Origin of the sequence: Vibrio splendidus (assembly GCF_024347615.1) — a bacterium.
GTDB lineage: Bacteria > Pseudomonadota > Gammaproteobacteria > Enterobacterales > Vibrionaceae > Vibrio > Vibrio splendidus.
On record NZ_AP025508.1, the window covers coordinates 2,957,912 to 2,974,544 of the forward strand.

Below are 16,633 nucleotides of genomic sequence, written 5' to 3' on the forward strand. Positions count from 1 at the left end.
AAATGGATATAGCTGTTTGAATATTCCCCGCCTAAAGTTGGCCGCCGTAGAGAGAAATACCTTTTCTTGTTTGAGAACCCTAAACTCTGAATTCTCTATTTCCTTTCTGGTTATGCACATCGTGTGCATCCATGGCATTAAGACTAACTTCGCCCTCAAAAAGATCAATGAGAACTTAATTTTCATCTAAAAAAATATGAGTTGGTGCAAATTTAGTAGGTACTTAGTGATCCAGATCGATAAATTGTAAAGCTCACAACCAAAAACAACAAAAACAATAACTATCAACAACTTAAATAAATGCCATCCTTGTAAACATAGAAGTGACTCGCATTTTCAATACAACCACCATGGTATTTCATTAATGTTGAGCAGCGTCACTGTCCTGATTTTAGAGTTCGTATAGGAACAAAATTCTCAACAATTAAAAAGACATCTAATTTGTAGCAGACACAAAAAAAGCACTCCCTTTAAAGGAGTGCTTTTGAGCTTTTTTTACCTTGGTTTACTTACGAAATAAGTGCAATTAGATCTTCTTCTGTTCTTATTTCGATACCTAAATCTTGTGCTTTAGTCAGTTTAGAACCAGCGGCTTCACCAGCGAATAAGATATCCGTTTTCTTAGACACGCTACCAGTCACTTTTGCGCCTAAAGCCTGCAAAGCGGCTTTCGCTTCACTGCGTCCTAATTTAGACAGTGAGCCCGTCAACACGACCACTTTGCCTTCTAACGGTAGCTCTTGGTCATCCGCAACAGCTTCGATTGCAGGCCAGTTAACACCTAGATCTAACAACTGTTCGACTACGGCTCTGTTTTTCTCTTGTGAAAAGAAGCTCGTGAGGTGACTTGCTACGATGTCACCAATATCTGACACTTCAACCAACTGTTCATGAGTGGCAGCTTGAACCAACTCCAGCGTCTTAAAGTGTTGAGCTAAGTTCATAGCCGTCGCTTCGCCCACTTCTCGAATCCCTAGAGAATAAAGGAAACGCGCTAATGTCGTGTCTTTGGCTTTATTAAGCGCACTCACTACATTCTGTGCCGATTTAGGCCCCATACGGTCAAGAACCGTAATCACGCCAGCGCTTAACTTAAATAGATCGGCTGGAGTTTCTACCATTTCACGGTCTACAAGCTGCTCGATCACTTTTACGCCAAGACCATCAACATCCAATGCCTTTCTCGACACAAAGTGCTTAAGCGCTTCTTTACGTTGAGCCTGACACACCAAACCGCCTGTACAACGCGCTACAGCCTCGCCTTCAACGCGTTCTACTGCAGAGTTACATACAGGGCAAGCATCAGGGAAAACAATGTCTCTAGCCGTTTCAGGGCGACGATCTAGTACAACAGCCACAATTTGCGGAATAACGTCACCGGCACGACGGATAATCACGCTATCGCCTACCTTCACACCTAAGCGAGCAATCTCATCAGCGTTGTGCAACGTGGCATTACTTACCGTCACACCACCAACAAAGATAGGTTCTAGTTTAGCCACCGGCGTAATAGCGCCAGTACGGCCCACCTGAAACTCAACGTCATTGAGCAGGGTAATCTCTTCTTGAGCTGGGAACTTATAAGCAATTGCCCAACGTGGTGCTCTAGCAACAAAGCCAAGCACTTCTTGAGCCGCGATATCGTCGACTTTGATAACAACGCCATCAATCTCGTAAGCCAACGCATCACGACGAGTCATAATATCTTGGTAATAGGCTTTCACGTCTTCAAGAGAGGTCAGTTGCTTAGTCTCAGGGCACATAGGTAAGCCCCAACCTTTAAGCTGTAAAAAGCGTTGATAGTGACTATTTGATAGCTCAGCGCCTTGTACAACACCGACACTGTATGCGTAGAAAGCCAATGGACGTTTCGCTGTAATACGAGAATCAAGCTGACGTAGGCTACCTGCAGCGGCATTACGTGGGTTAACAAAGACTTTCTCGCCTTTCTTCAACGCCATCTCATTCAACTTATCGAACCCCGCTTTTGGCATAAACACTTCACCACGAACTTCAATACGCTCTGGCCAGCCTTCACCTTGCAACTTAAGTGGGATAGAGCTGATAGTACGCACGTTTTCAGTGATGTTTTCACCCGTCGCACCATCACCACGCGTTGCTGCCTGAACTAAGGTGCCATTTACATAGAGTAGGCTTACCGCTAAGCCATCAAGCTTAGGCTCACAACAGAAAGTCTTAAGATTGGCCATTGGCGCTCTATCAGACATACGCTTATTAAACGCATCCAAATCTTCATCAGAGAATGCATTATCCAGAGAAAGCATCGGGATCTCATGAGCCACTTGAGTGAAACCATCGAGAGGCTGACCACCGACACGTTGGCTCGGAGAATCCACCGTCACAAGCTCTGGATTCTCTTCCTCGATCTTTAGCAACTGTTGCATTAATCGATCGTACTCGACATCAGGGATCTCAGGGCTATCTTCTACGTAATAACGAACGGCGTGATAATGCAGAGTTTCTCTTAACTGCTCTAAGGTAACTTGAATCGATTCTTTCATATCATTCTCTGTCGTGATTGAAATATCAAAAAGGGCTCCCTTAGGAGCCCTTTTCTATAAATATAGATTATTTACAAGGCTAAACAATACGGTTAGGCATTCGTAGCCGTCATAAAGTCTCTGATTTGCTTACGGTAGTCTGACAAACGATTGGGCGTCATTAAGTTACGTGACTCGTCCAAAACGTTTCCGCCCATATCATCAGCAATTTTCTGAGCTGCACTCAGCATTACATTGAAGTTCTGATCAGCTTGACCGTAACAAGGCAGTGTCATGAAGAACGAAATACCTTTCGTTGTAAAGTCAGCGGGATCATCATGTTCTAGAGTTCCCGGCTGCATCATGTTCGCAACACTGAAAATAACTTTTGGCTCATCGCTAGATTGTGCAAAGCAATGGTAGATAGACATTTCACCATAAGTTAGGCCGTTATTCTCCATACTACGGAAAAGTTCAGTCCCTACGAATGGGATTTCTCCTGCACAGTGAACATTAAGAACAATCACTTCTAAGCCAAGTTCTTCATCTGGCTTAGCTTCTTCAACAGGCGATGCACTTTGTGGAGCAACGACCTCTTTCGAAACAAGCGGTTCACTTGGCGTCAATGATTCACTAGGAACGAGTGGCTCGGTAACAACCGAATCAGAAGCTTCTTCAAACGAACCGCACTGCTCTTGAAAACCAGCATGACTTTCTTTTTGCTCGTCAGTCAATTCAAAGCTTGGAACCTCTGGTTCAGCGGCCTCTTTTATGTCTTCAGGTTCACTCTCGATCTGAATTGGTTCTTCTTTAACACTGAAAGAAGGAAGATCATTCAATTCGATGTCGTCTTCGATAACTTCTTTCGCTTGTGGCGCTGTGAGTGGATCTGAGTCAATCAGCGGATCAGTCTCAGATGGTGAGACTGCAAAATCCGGCTCTTTACGCTCTTTTCGGATTATCTCAAAATCATCTTCTGGGGCGAATGAACGGTTTGGGATCGTTTCTGCTTCATCTAAGCTGTCGTTATCAAGCTTACCAAGCGGCTTATCTCCAAACTTTGCTTTCCCTTCTTTTTTACTCGTCCATAGACCATGGAACAATAATGCGGCGATAGCTAATGCGCCAACAATAATGAGTACAAATCGCAATTCCTGCATTTTTCGCTCTCAGCTTTCTTAGTCGACTAGCTATAAACACGCTGTCACTAAGTTGGGTTAATTTGGCTAATCTCACTACTCTATCAAAAGTAGCCACTGTTTTAGAACAACTTAATACAATTAGTTCCTTACATGGTGTGATTTTCACCACGCTTTTTTTCTTAATTTCGGTCTAGTACACTAGGGATGTTTGCTATTTAACCAAATTCACATGTGACCTAATTTAAATATGACTATTGAATCTGTTCCCCGCTCAGGCTTTGGCTATTTTATTTTCGGAATAAAAATCGCTTTGTCGCCGAGCATTCGTAAGTTTGTACTAATGCCACTTATTGCTAACGTGTTACTCGTTGGTGGTGCCTTGTTTTATATCTTCTCCAACCTAAACACTTGGATTGAGGGCTGGATTGGTGCATTACCAAGCTTTTTGTCGTGGTTGTCATACATTCTATGGCCACTACTTGTGTTAACCGTCTTAGCCACGTTTTCGTATTTCTTTAGTACGCTCGCTAACTTCATTGCCGCACCTTTCAATGGGTTGCTCGCAGAAAAGGTAGAAGAGCTGCTCAGTGGCAAAAAAGTGAATGACGATGGTTTGCTGGATGCACTCAAAGATACTCCACGTATTTTAGCGAGAGAATGGCGCAAGCTTGTCTATATTCTGCCAAAAGCGATAGGTTTATTCCTACTTTTGTTAATTCCAGCACTGGGACAAACCGTTGCACCGTTTTTATGGTTCATTTTCACAGCATGGATGTTAGCGATCCAGTACGCCGACTATCCATTTGATAACCATAAAATCAAATTTGATGATATGAGAAACAATTTGAAACAAAAACAAGGTAAGAGCTACAGCTTCGGTGCACTTGTGTCTGTTTTCACAACGATTCCAATTTTAAATCTGATCGTCATGCCCGTTGCCGTCTGCGGCGCTACTGCAATGTGGGTTACTGAGTTTAAAGACCAAGCTCTGCGTTCTCGTCTATAACCTTCATTCTCTCTTTAACAACGCCTATCTTTTTGAAATTCTGAATACAATAAAGATAGGCGTGAACTCTGCTACATATCTATATGATATAACTTTTTAATCCTTTTACCTTTTTTTCAACTTGTTTAATCTAAATTCAAGCTAAACAAACATCGAAAGACACTAGACGGTAAAGTGATTGATATACTACGTTTAGTTCTGTCATTAAATGAAGGAATATCGCATGAGCAAGATCTACGAAGACAACACCCTAACGATTGGTAACACACCGCTAGTCCGCCTTAACAAAGTAAGCAAAGGCAACGTTCTAGCTAAGATTGAAGCTCGTAACCCAAGCTTCAGCGTTAAGTGTCGTATCGGTTCAAACATGATCTGGGAAGCAGAAAAAGCAGGAACTTTAAAACCAGGTATCGAGCTTGTTGAACCTACCAGTGGTAATACAGGTGTTGCTCTTGCATTCGTAGCAGCCGCTCGCGGTTACAAGCTAACGCTAACGATGCCTGAGTCAATGAGCCTAGAGCGTCGTAAGTTGCTTAAAGCACTAGGTGCAAACTTAGTACTGACTGAAGCACCAAAAGGCATGAACGGCGCGATAGCTAAAGCAGAAGAAATTGTCGCTTCAGACCCAGAAAAGTATCTGCTACTTCAGCAATTCAACAACCCAGCTAACCCACAAATTCACGAGAAGACAACTGGCCCTGAAATTTGGGAAGCAACAGATGGCGAAATCGATGTATTTGTCGCTGGCGTAGGTACCGGCGGTACGCTTACTGGTACAAGCCGTTACATTAAAGGCGAGAAAGGTAAAGCGATCACTTCAGTAGCGGTTGAACCAGCAGAATCTCCAGTGATTGCACAAGCGCTTGCTGGCGAAGAAATCAAACCAGCTCCACACAAAATCCAAGGTATTGGTGCAGGCTTTATCCCTGGAAACCTAGATTTAGACCTTATCGACCGTGTAGAGCCAGTAACTTCTGAAGAAGCGATTGAGATGGCTCAACGCCTAATGAAAGAGGAAGGTATTCTTGCGGGCATCTCATCTGGCGCAGCGGTAGTAGCGGCGAACAGAATCGCGGAACTACCTGAATTTGCAGGAAAAACCATTGTCACCGTATTACCAAGCTCTGGCGAACGTTACCTAAGTACAGCCCTATTTGCAGGCATCTTTACGGAGAAAGAGAACCAACAATAATATGTGGTCAAATCAATTTTTCGTCCAAAAAAGCCCCGTTTAGGGGCTTTTTTGTTGATCCCTGCCCCACCTTTGGTAATATCGGGTCTGTTTTATTTTTCGCTTCAAAATAAAAGAAGCAATAAACAAATTCTGAAAGTCATGAGTACTCAACAAAAGACGACCATGGCTGGATAAAAATTTATAACCAGTCTAAGTTCTAACACGAACATGGCGTACTAGCCTCTAGCGCATTTGGGCTAAAGCAGTTAAGCTAATCTGGTTACAAACTTACAAAAAATAAATTAATTGGGGTATATAAAATGTACGAGAAGCAAGTAGAAATCACAGCAGAAAACGGCCTTCACACACGTCCAGCTGCACAGTTCGTTAAAGAAGCAAAATCTTTCGACGCTGACATCACAGTGACTTCTAACGGCAAAAGCGCTAGCGCGAAAAGCCTGTTCAAACTACAAACTTTAGGCCTAGTAAAAGGTACTAACGTTACTATTTCAGCTGAAGGCCCTCAAGCTCAGCAAGCTGTAGACCACCTAGTTGCTCTTATGGATCAACTACACTAATACAGTCTCCTTCTTTCAAAGCCATTTTGCACAGCAAAGTGGCTTTGTTCGAAATAGATAGCAATTCGAAATAGATAGCGATAAGCGCGACATTAGTCGACGACTTAAAGTCACACATTCTCCCGTTTACAGTTGAACAACTAAGGTAAGGCTATGATTTCAGGCATCCTAGCATCTCCTGGTATTGCTTTCGGTAAAGCACTACTACTTCAAGAAGATGAAATTGTCCTAAACACTCAATCTATCTCAGACGATCAAGTTGAAGCAGAAGTTCAGCGTTTTTTTGACGCTCGTAACAAATCTTCTCAACAACTTGAAGTTGTAAAGCAAAAAGCACTTGAAACTTTTGGCGAAGAAAAAGAAGCAATCTTTGAAGGCCATATCATGCTGCTTGAAGATGAAGAGCTAGAAGAAGAGATTTTAGCACTCATCAAGAAAGACAAAATGCACGCAGACAACGCGATCTACACAGTGATCGAAGAGCAAGCTGTTGCACTTGAGTCACTTGATGATGAGTACCTAAAAGAACGTGCGACTGATATCCGTGATATCGGTACTCGCTTCGTTAAAAATGCACTAGGCATTAACATTGTGTCTCTAGCAGATATCAATGAACAAGTTATCCTAGTTGCTTACGACCTAACGCCATCTGAAACTGCACAAATCAACCTAGACTACGTTCTTGGTTTCGCTTGTGACATCGGCGGTCGTACATCTCATACTTCAATCATGGCACGTTCACTTGAGCTTCCAGCTATCGTTGGTACTAACGATATCACTAAGCAAGTTAAGAACGGCGACATGCTTGTGCTAGACGCGATGAACAATAAGATCATCATCAACCCTTCTGACGCTGAATTAGCAGAAGCTAAGAAAATCAAATCTGATTTTGAAGCAGAAGCGGCTGAACTAGCAAAACTTAAAGACCTACCAGCTATCACACTTGATAACCATCAAGTAGAAGTTTGCGGCAACATCGGTACAGTTAAAGACTGTGACGGTATCCTGCGCAACGGTGGCGAAGGTGTTGGTCTGTACCGTACTGAATTCCTATTCATGGACCGTACTGCACTTCCTACTGAAGAAGAGCAATACGTTGCTTACAAAGAAGTAGCTGAAGCAATGCACGGTGAGTCAGTGATTATCCGTACTATGGATATCGGTGGCGATAAAGATCTACCATACATGGATCTTCCACAAGAGATGAACCCTTTCCTAGGCTGGCGTGCAGTACGTATCAGCTTGGATCGTCGTGAAATCTTACGTGACCAACTACGCGGCATTCTTCGTGCATCTGCACACGGTAAGCTACGTATCATGTTCCCAATGATCATTTCTATTGAAGAGATCCGTGAACTGAAAAAAGCAATCGAAGAGTACAAAGTTGAACTTCGCGCTGAAGGTCATGCTTTCGATGAAGACATCGAAATTGGCGTAATGGTTGAGACTCCAGCAGCAGCTGCAATCGCACACCACCTTGCTAAAGAAGTGGCTTTCTTCTCTATCGGTACTAACGATCTAACGCAATACACTCTTGCAGTTGACCGTGGTAACGAGATGATTTCTCACCTTTACAACCCACTGTCTCCAGCGGTTCTTCTTGTAATCAAGCAAGTAATCGATGCTTCTCATAAAGAAGGCAAATGGACAAGTATGTGTGGCGAGCTAGCAGGCGATGAGCGTGCAACTCTACTTCTTCTTGGTATGGGTCTAGATGAGTTCTCTATGAGCGGTATCTCTATCCCTAAAGTTAAGAAAGTAATCCGTAACTCTAACTTCGCAGAAGTTAAAGCTATGGCTGACGAAGCACTATCTCTACCTACAGCTGCAGAAATTGAAGCTTGCGTAGAAAAATTCATCGCTGAGAAAACTCAGTAATCACCAAGAGCTTAATAAAGTTAGACGGCTAAAAATAGTCGTCTAATTTGTTAGATTGGTATAGTATATTCTACAGAATAAAACTAAACGTTAGGAGCATGACACAATGGGTCTGTTTGACAAACTGAAAAAGCTTGTATCTGATGACAGCGCTGATGCTGGTGCAATCGAAATCATCGCACCTCTTTCTGGTGAAATCGTAAACATCGAAGACGTGCCAGATGTAGTTTTCGCTGAAAAAATCGTTGGTGACGGCATCGCTATCAAACCAGCTGGCGATAAAATGGTAGCTCCAGTTAACGGTACTATCGGTAAGATCTTCGAAACTAACCACGCATTCTCTATCGAGTCTGACGACGGTGTTGAGCTTTTCGTTCACTTCGGTATCGATACTGTTGAACTTAAAGGCGAAGGCTTCACTCGTGTTGCTGAAGAAGGTCAATCTGTTAAAGCTGGTGACACTATCATCACTTTCGACCTAGCGCTTCTAGAAGAGAAAGCGAAATCTACGCTTACTCCAGTTGTTATCTCTAACATGGACGAAATCAAGGAGCTGAACAAGCTTTCTGGTTCTGTAACTGTTGGCGAAACTCCAGTTCTTAAAGTAACTAAGTAATTTCGATTACTTATCTGCTTTAATTAAAACGCTACCTAAGGGTGGCGTTTTTTGTGCCTGCTATATTTGTTCAATACCTCAGATAGGCATTACTGACTATCACACCGAAACCCTTCTCCTGGCTCCCTCAACCAATGACAACTACACTGACCGTTTATCCCCTGCTATCCGACCTGGCTTTTTACTAAACGTTGTTAAGCGCTATTCAAGGCATTTCACCTATACATCAAATTACACTTGTGAATTTTAACAAACAGAGATCTCTGATATCTCGTTCTACTCGATTTTGAGATGACGACTAAAGACTTCGATTCAGGTAAACAATGGATCAATACCGCCTATAGTCGTCATTCCCTAAGTGAGGAACGAACGTGATAGGGAATCTCGCTTTTGCGTCTGCTTACCAGCACTGCACTTTTCCAAATACACCTTCGCCAAATTGCAGGCAATAAAAAACCCAGCCGAAGCTGGGTCTGTTTAGCGCTCATCTCTCACCACGAGCTAATTTGTGGAAGCCTTACGTTAACACTTATGATTCAATAACGCTTAATAAGTCAACGTGGCTTTTTAATCGATTAACCTAGTAGGCTAAGTGCCGAGTTCGGAGCTTGCTTCGCTTGAGCAAGAATCGAGCTTGAAGCTTGAGAAAGGATTTGAGACTTAGTCATCTGAGTCGTTTCTTTCGCGAAGTCGGTATCTTTAATACGGCTCTTAGATGCGTTAACGTTCTCGTTAATGTTGTCTAAGTTGCTGATAGCGTGGTCGAAACGGTTTTGGAAAGCACCCAGTTCAGCACGGTGGCTATCTACATACTTAAGTGCCGCATCGATAACTGCAACAGATTCTTGTGCCCCGCCAACTGATGTTACGTCGATAGTATCAACCGTTACATCTTTGCCTGGTTGCATGCCTAGTTCGCCAGCAAGGCTGCCAGAGAATGCTACTTCGCCTTCAACTTTATTGTTACCAGTAAACATTTGCAGCTTACCGTCTTCAGTTACAGACGCTTTAACAGAATCTTGTTGACCGTTGATGTACGTTGCTAGCTCTTCGATGTCGTCGCCCGCTTTCGCAGACACATCGATTTCTTGTGCTTGGCCGAAGTTATCAGTGAACGACATTTTTAGGTCGTTTGCGCCAGCTTGAACGTTCCAGTCTTTGTCTTTTGCGTTCTCAGTTTGGTAGCTCTTACCACCCATCTGAGCGTTATCAGAGCGCATGTCTTTCAGTTGAAGCATTACCGCTTCACCGTTGTCCGCACCGATTTGGAATGATTTAGTACCGTGAGTACCGTTAAGCAGCTTGTTACCACCAAAAGACGTCGTTTCCGCAATACGGTTTAGTTCGTCGTTCAGTGCTGTTACTTCTTCTTGAATCGCTACACGCTCAGATTTTGAGTTTGAGCCGTTTGAAGATTGTAGAGACAAATCACGCATACGTTGCAGGATGTTCGTTGTCTCGTTCATTGCACCTTCAGCAGTTTGTGCAATAGAGATACCGTCGTTCGCGTTACGTACAGCAACATCAAGACCACGACTCTGAACGTTCAAACGGTTCGATATTTGTAGGCCCGCAGCGTCATCTTTCGCGCTGTTGATTTTAGAGCCTGAAGCTAGACGCTCCATTGATGTTTGTTGTGCGCTGTTTGCATTGTTTAGGTAACGTTGCGCTGTCATCGCTGAAACGTTTGTATTTACATTCACTGCCATGGTGACTTCTCCAATTGATTTTCCGGTATAGCGGTTTCCGACGTCTCGGAAAACCAAGTAGTTATCTCTAAGTTACTATTAATAACGGCGTGAATGCTGAAACCTTTAGGAAAAAAACAACAAAATTAACGAAATAGAGAGAAAGGGGAAGAAAGCGTGACTGGCAGTAAAATTATCAAAAAAAGATGAGAAAAACGCTAAAGTTGTCGCTAAGTCGGTCGAGCGAAAAGTTGTATTTTAATTAACCAAAGGGCTTTAATTAACCTAGAGCACCTTTATAAGATTAGGCTTAATTTATTAGCCCAGCAGCGTTAAAGCTAAATTGGGCGCTTGCTTAGCTTGAGCCAAAATAGTGGTACTGACTTGTTGCAGTATTTGTTGCTTAAGCATTTGAGTGGTTTCTTTGGCGTAGTCGGTATCTTTGATTCGGCTGTTGGATGTCGCCAAGTTCTCATGAACGTTTTCAAGGTTATTGATGGCATGGTCAAAACGATTTTGCATCGCGCCTAATTCGGAACGATGACTATCTACGTACTTCATCGCTGTATCCAAAATAGAGACAGCACGCTGCGCGCCACCTACATCAGTGACATTGATGTCATCGACTGATTCGTAATAACCCGCCGACATCGAAAGTTCACTGGCTAACGAACCTGAGAAAGAGATCGTGCCTGCGGTGTCTTCGCCAGACATATAGATCTGAAGCTGCCCTTCATCATTGACGGAAGCAGAGACGAAATCCGTTTGACCATTAATATAGGTCGCCAACTCTTCAATATCATCACCTGCTTTAGCATTAATGGTGATCTCTTGTGGCTGACCAGAACGGTCAGTAAACGACATTGTCATATCATTCTGATCGGGCGTCACTTCCCATGAATCACTTGCCATGCCATTGGCGACATAGCTAAAACCACCCATATTGATGTCATCGGTACGCATGTTTTTCAAACCTATCTGCACCGCTTCACCAGAACTGCCACCGATTTGAAATGAAGAACTACCAAAGCTACCGTTAAGGAGTTTTTTACCACCAAACGAGGTGGTTTCAGCAATTCGATTCAACTCATCATTTAAGGCGGCCACTTCTTCTTGAATAGCGGTCCTTTCCGACTGGCTATTCGAGCCATTACTCGCCTGCAGTGACAAATCTCGCATACGCTGCATGATATTGGTGGTTTCATTCATCGCTCCTTCTGCTGTCTGCATAATGGAGATACCATCGTTAGCATTACGAACAGCAACATCAATGCCACTCATCTGTGCTTCTAATCGATTCGAGATTTGTAAGCCAGCCGCATCGTCTTTTGCACTATTAATACGGCTCCCTGAAGCTAAGCGCTCCAAAGATTGATTCAGCATGTTATTAGCATTAGAGAGGTTTCTCTGAGCGACTAAAGCTGAGACATTTGTATTAACAGTTATAGCCATAGACCTTCACTTACAAAAATATGAATAAAACTCACGATTGCTCTTATATCGACCAGTTCATCTAAAGCTTTAATAAAAAAAGGAGCCCTGAGGCTCCCGTTCTTTACTGCATACGAGGTGATTTACTTAATCGTTAATGCACTCAACATGTCAGTCGAAGGCGCAAAGTAGTAAGCGCCTGTCACTGCTTTAGTAAAGCGAAGCAGTTGGTCTGTTTTACCATCTGTTACGCCGTACATGCTCTCTAGCATCGCATCGAAGTTATGACGAACATTACAGTAAGCAATGAACAGTAAGCCGTGATCGCCCGTAGCGGTACCGTAAGGTAGGCTGTGACGAACAATCTTAAGACCCTTGCCTTCTTCTTTGATATCTACGCGACCAACGTGAGACGCCGCTGGAACATCATCTAGCTCGATAGAGTCCGGTTTAGTGCGGCCAACCACTTTCTCTTGTGCTGAGACATTCAATCGATTCCAAGCTGGCAGGTTGTGCACAAAACGCTGCACCATCACATAACTACCACCAGCGAATTCACCTTCAGGAACAATCGCTACTTCAGCGCGCTGTGCGTCTTTTGGGTTTTCAGTGCCATCAACGAAATCAGTCATGTCACGAGAATCTAGGAAGCGGTAACCGTAGGTTTCATCAACTACTTCAACGTCCACAGCTACTTCAGATAACAATTTACGTAAGATAAAGAAGTGCAGGTCATGTCGATTTGAATGGCAGTGAATCAGAACATCAGACAATGTGCTCGGTGCAGTGACATCACCTTCACCAAGCGCAGGGAAATCAATCAAATCAGAGGGAGCAGCTTGCTCGAACTTATCCCAAAAAGCTTTTGAAAACGCAACCGATGCCGTTAAGTTTGCGTCTGGTTGAGTTTGGTTTAGTTCGTCGATTAAACTCGGAAGCTTTTGAAGTTCCGCTAATACGTTAGCAGCGTTCTCATTCACTTTTAGTTGAACATAAAGAGCGAAAGGCCCTGCTTCTGGCAAGATAGCACTTTGAATTTTAGGCTGCTCATTTGAGGTGTTAAGCATAGATTAATCCTTTCATTTTTAGCTTCTAAGTATAATTGTGAATGGGGCAAATGTTTTGATGAAAATCAGTCTTCGTGCTCAACCACTTTAAAGCAATCCCTAGCGGCATGGCTATTGGTTAGATAAAGCGCTAACCATAGGAGCAACAATAGGGTGATAGCATTAGACCAACGGAACCATCCGTTATCTAAATAGATTAAATAAAGTGTATGGGTTCCTTGTGCCAAGATAGCCATCATGGAGACCCAACGTCCCCATGAAACCACTTTATTAAGGCGCTTTCTATCTGGTGATCTGAGTCCAAACAACCACATGAGTAACAAGCTCGGAATACTCAATGCAATCCCAACATAAAACATTTGATGATCTGGATAGATGATTTCGAGGATATCAGTGCCCGACTCTCGGCTTGCACCTGCAACAATGAAAACGACCAAAGCTTTCGCCAGAAATAGCCAACCTAACCATAATAGGATTGGGGCTTTTAAAAAGCCGTGCTTGTCGTATTGTTCTATGGAGTACCGCACAAATCTCACTTTCACTTATTTTCAAACCAACACTTTAACGCAAATCATTCATACTTAACTAGGTTTGCGTTATCTTATTGGTTAATCCGTTTTAATTATCGAACTCAGTATGAAAAAGAAAACTAATACACCATCTGTTGAATCTCAACAAGAAGCACTGAAGATAGCCAAAGCGACGCAAAAGCCAGCTCAAACCAAAGAACAAACCAAGTTGATTGCTCAAGGTATCGAGAAAGGCATCGCACTCTATAAAAAGCAGCAGAAAGAACGTGGCCGCCAAGCCGATAAAGCTAAAAAGCGCGTACAAAAAGAGAAGCAGACTCTACAAGCGAACCAAGACCAAGAACAGAATGTCTACTCGAATAATGAAACAACATCAAATCACGCCAGTAAATTGCCGTGGTTATTATTGTTCGCAAGCTGGATAGGTTTCGCGATTTATTTGATGAAATAACAGGATAAGCGTATGAAAAAGGAATTAATCGCTTTGGCTATGAGTAGCGTGTTACTCGGTTGCACGACACCGACATCAACGCCTCATAGCGAAGCTGCCAACGTGCAAATGGATTACCATGGCGTGATTAATATCGATAAATGTCAGTATAAAGGGGAAGTCACTGGCAGCGAGGGCCATTGGTATAGTTACCTGTTTTACCCAAATGACACCTTGATTCAGGGCGCGATGAATGAGCTCAAGTCAAATACGATTGAGTTAGGTGCAGATACCGTGATATTTACACTTCCCCAAGACTTTTCCACTTCCGTGACTATGTTGGGCACTGCCTATCTGTGTAAGTAGGTAGAAACTGTGTAAGTAGGTAGAAACATAGTTAGATAGCTCAGCGCTCAAATGAGCGAGATGCTACCTCTTCTATTTCGATTTCTACTTCCACTTCTACTTCTACTGCAAAAAAGAAAGCCAGCTTTCGCTGGCTTATGCACTAAATCCAAGGCTTGTTGCTATATCGCCTTTACGCTGGATAACCCATTGACTGTCAAATGGACCCCAGTCGGATAACTGGTAATAGCCATCATTATGACGTCGCCCATCTTGAACAAACATAAGTTCGATACCGATCCCCGGTAACGCCTTGAGTACATCTTGAATAGTACGACGAGGCCAACCCGTTTTTTCGATGAGTTTAGGCACATTTGGCCTATCAAGGCTTTCCACTAACAATGCTAAATATAGCCGCCTTGCAAAAACAGGACTCAACTCCATTGACACCTCCTATATATGTGCAACTCAATTATTTCTTTTTTCGCTGACAACATGTTGAGGTTGATCAATAAGTCTCCAATAGTGACATTTTCTTACTGTTTTTTTTCACTCTATGAAATATTCCTCACTCTATTTTGTCTGAATTGCAGCTTCCTGATAGGATTCAACTCATAACAACGAAATAAAATCACCCAAAGGAAGAACAATGACTATCACTATGTTTGGCATTCCGAACTGCGACACCATTAAAAAAGCAAAGAAATGGCTCGAAGCTGAAGGGATCAAGTTCGAATTTCACGATTATCGCAAACAAGGCATCACTGAAGAGTTGGTTACGACCTTCTGTTCAGAACTTGGCTGGGAACTTGTATTGAACAAACGTGGTACGACTTATCGCCAACTTTCACAAGAACAGAAAGATACATTAACGGAAGACAAAGCCGTGACTCTGCTTGTTGAGCAACCAGCAATGATTAAGCGACCAATCCTAAAAGTAAACGGTAAGCTTCATATCGGATTTAAAGCCGACCAATACGCCGCTATTTTTGCTTAGAGCACTGTATTTAGATAGACAGACTACTGGACGTTGATCATTAAATCAGCGCCCTAAAAATTAATGACTAGACGTTTTATTTAAACAAGGAATTCAAGGATGACAGATAGCCCAACTTTGGCTCTGGCAAAAGACCTCATTAGCCGCCAATCAGTAACCCCTGAAGATGCAGGCTGCCAAGATTTAATGATTGAACGCTTAAAAGCACTCGGCTTCGAAATCGAAGTGATGGTATTTGAAGATACGACGAACTTCTGGGCTCGCCGTGGTACAGAGGCGCCTCTATTTGCCTTTGCAGGCCACACTGATGTTGTACCTGCAGGCCCGATTGAACAGTGGCACACCAAACCATTCGAACCGACTATCGTAGATGGTTTCCTACACGGCCGTGGCGCTGCGGATATGAAAGGCTCTCTGGCTTCAATGATTGTTGCAGTCGAGCAGTTCATTGCCAAACACCCAGACCACACAGGCTCAATCGGTTTCCTTATCACGTCAGATGAAGAAGGTCCTTTCATCAACGGTACGGTACGCGTTGTGGAAGCTCTGATGGCGCGTGGCGAGAACATCGATATGTGTATTGTTGGTGAACCATCAAGTACTGAGTATGTTGGTGACGTTGTGAAGAACGGCCGTCGTGGTTCTATCACTGGCGATCTCACGATTAAAGGCACACAAGGTCATGTTGCCTACCCTCACCTAGCGAACAACCCGGTACACAGCTCTCTGCTTGCGATCAACGAACTGGCAACGACTGAGTGGGACAAAGGTAATGACTACTTCCCACCAACCAGCTTCCAGATCCCAAATGTAAGTGCGGGCACGGGCGCGTCAAACGTTATTCCTGGTGAATTTAATGTTCAGTTTAATCTTCGCTTTAGCACTGAATTAAACAACGACATCATCGTTGAACGAATCACAAATACACTCGACAAGTACGATTTCGAGTACGATTTGAAATGGACATTCAATGGCGACCCGTTCTTAACAGACGCAGGCTCACTGCTTGATGCTATTGTTGATGCCGTTGGTCACGTTAATGACGTAAAACCAGCACTACTGACTACAGGTGGTACATCTGACGGACGCTTTATTGCGCGCATGAAAGGGCAAGTCGTAGAACTAGGTCCGGTTAATGCAACCATTCACAAGGTTAACGAGTGCGTGAAAGTGGCTGACTTAGAGAAGCTAACCGACATGTATGAGAGAACATTAGTGAACCTGTTCGCTAAATAGTTCTTTCATCAGCG

The 16,633-nt window shown here is 43.3% G+C and carries 16 protein-coding genes; 9 read left to right on the forward strand and 7 right to left on the reverse strand.

Features of this window, described 5'->3' with window-relative positions:
- Positions 1-509: 509 nt before the first annotated feature.
- A complete protein-coding gene (gene ligA, locus OCU90_RS13075) occupies positions 510-2,522 on the reverse strand; it encodes an NAD-dependent DNA ligase LigA (protein WP_061024483.1) in 2,013 nt (670 codons plus the stop codon).
- Between the two features lie 92 nt (positions 2,523-2,614).
- On the reverse strand, positions 2,615-3,661 hold the full coding sequence (gene zipA, locus OCU90_RS13080; protein WP_054542486.1) for a cell division protein ZipA: 1,047 nt from the start codon (positions 3,659-3,661) through the stop codon (positions 2,615-2,617).
- Positions 3,662-3,890: 229 nt separating this feature from the next.
- Here zipA and cysZ point away from each other — a divergent pair, with 229 nt between their 5' ends.
- From cysZ to crr, 5 genes are all read left to right on the forward strand, one after another.
- Positions 3,891-4,649, forward strand: coding sequence for a sulfate transporter CysZ (cysZ, locus tag OCU90_RS13085; RefSeq protein WP_061024485.1), 759 nt, complete (start codon positions 3,891-3,893; stop codon positions 4,647-4,649).
- 223 nt (positions 4,650-4,872) lie between these two features.
- Complete coding sequence (gene cysK, locus OCU90_RS13090) at positions 4,873-5,841, forward strand: cysteine synthase A (RefSeq protein WP_017079444.1); 969 nt, start codon at positions 4,873-4,875, stop codon at positions 5,839-5,841.
- A 302-nt stretch (positions 5,842-6,143) separates the two neighbouring features.
- A complete protein-coding gene (locus tag OCU90_RS13095) occupies positions 6,144-6,401 on the forward strand; it encodes an HPr family phosphocarrier protein (RefSeq protein ID WP_004734263.1) in 258 nt (85 codons plus the stop codon).
- 153 nt (positions 6,402-6,554) lie between these two features.
- The gene (gene ptsI / locus OCU90_RS13100; protein WP_061024487.1) at positions 6,555-8,279 is read left to right on the forward strand and encodes a phosphoenolpyruvate-protein phosphotransferase PtsI; all 1,725 of its coding nucleotides are present in this window, start codon (positions 6,555-6,557) and stop codon (positions 8,277-8,279) included.
- A 106-nt stretch (positions 8,280-8,385) separates the two neighbouring features.
- Complete coding sequence (gene crr, locus OCU90_RS13105; protein ID WP_004737851.1) at positions 8,386-8,895, forward strand: PTS glucose transporter subunit IIA; 510 nt, start codon at positions 8,386-8,388, stop codon at positions 8,893-8,895.
- A 575-nt stretch (positions 8,896-9,470) separates the two neighbouring features.
- Here crr and OCU90_RS13110 read toward each other — a convergent pair.
- The 4 genes from OCU90_RS13110 to OCU90_RS13125 form a co-directional block, all read right to left on the reverse strand.
- A complete protein-coding gene (locus tag OCU90_RS13110; RefSeq protein WP_004736189.1) occupies positions 9,471-10,604 on the reverse strand; it encodes a flagellin in 1,134 nt (377 codons plus the stop codon).
- Between the two features lie 297 nt (positions 10,605-10,901).
- The gene (locus OCU90_RS13115) at positions 10,902-12,035 is read right to left on the reverse strand and encodes a flagellin (RefSeq protein WP_061022327.1); all 1,134 of its coding nucleotides are present in this window, start codon (positions 12,033-12,035) and stop codon (positions 10,902-10,904) included.
- Between the two features lie 122 nt (positions 12,036-12,157).
- Positions 12,158-13,081 (reverse strand): Dyp-type peroxidase, encoded by a 924-nt coding sequence (locus OCU90_RS13120; RefSeq protein ID WP_004734269.1) that lies wholly within the window; start codon positions 13,079-13,081, stop codon positions 12,158-12,160.
- Positions 13,082-13,146: 65 nt separating this feature from the next.
- The gene (locus OCU90_RS13125) at positions 13,147-13,608 is read right to left on the reverse strand and encodes a DUF2919 domain-containing protein (protein WP_029222110.1); all 462 of its coding nucleotides are present in this window, start codon (positions 13,606-13,608) and stop codon (positions 13,147-13,149) included.
- Between the two features lie 109 nt (positions 13,609-13,717).
- Between OCU90_RS13125 and OCU90_RS13130 the strand changes: the two genes are divergently transcribed.
- A complete protein-coding gene (locus OCU90_RS13130) occupies positions 13,718-14,062 on the forward strand; it encodes a DUF2956 domain-containing protein (RefSeq protein ID WP_017079439.1) in 345 nt (114 codons plus the stop codon).
- A 12-nt stretch (positions 14,063-14,074) separates the two neighbouring features.
- Positions 14,075-14,407 carry a DUF4156 domain-containing protein gene (locus OCU90_RS13135; protein WP_017084124.1) on the forward strand — a complete coding sequence of 111 codons (333 nt, stop codon included), beginning with the start codon at positions 14,075-14,077 and terminating at the stop codon, positions 14,405-14,407.
- Positions 14,408-14,542: 135 nt separating this feature from the next.
- Here the strand turns inward: OCU90_RS13135 and OCU90_RS13140 are convergent, their stop codons facing one another.
- Positions 14,543-14,830: a winged helix-turn-helix domain-containing protein gene (locus OCU90_RS13140; RefSeq protein ID WP_004734273.1), complete on the reverse strand. Its 288-nt coding sequence runs from the start codon at positions 14,828-14,830 to the stop codon at positions 14,543-14,545.
- A gap of 205 nt (positions 14,831-15,035) precedes the next feature.
- On the opposite strand from OCU90_RS13140, the gene OCU90_RS13145 reads away from it, so the two are divergent.
- Positions 15,036-15,383, forward strand: a complete 348-nt coding sequence (locus OCU90_RS13145; RefSeq protein ID WP_061022329.1) for an ArsC family reductase — start codon at positions 15,036-15,038, stop codon at positions 15,381-15,383.
- Between the two features lie 99 nt (positions 15,384-15,482).
- Complete coding sequence (dapE, locus tag OCU90_RS13150) at positions 15,483-16,619, forward strand: succinyl-diaminopimelate desuccinylase (protein WP_017090166.1); 1,137 nt, start codon at positions 15,483-15,485, stop codon at positions 16,617-16,619.
- The last annotated feature ends 14 nt before the right edge of the window (positions 16,620-16,633 follow it).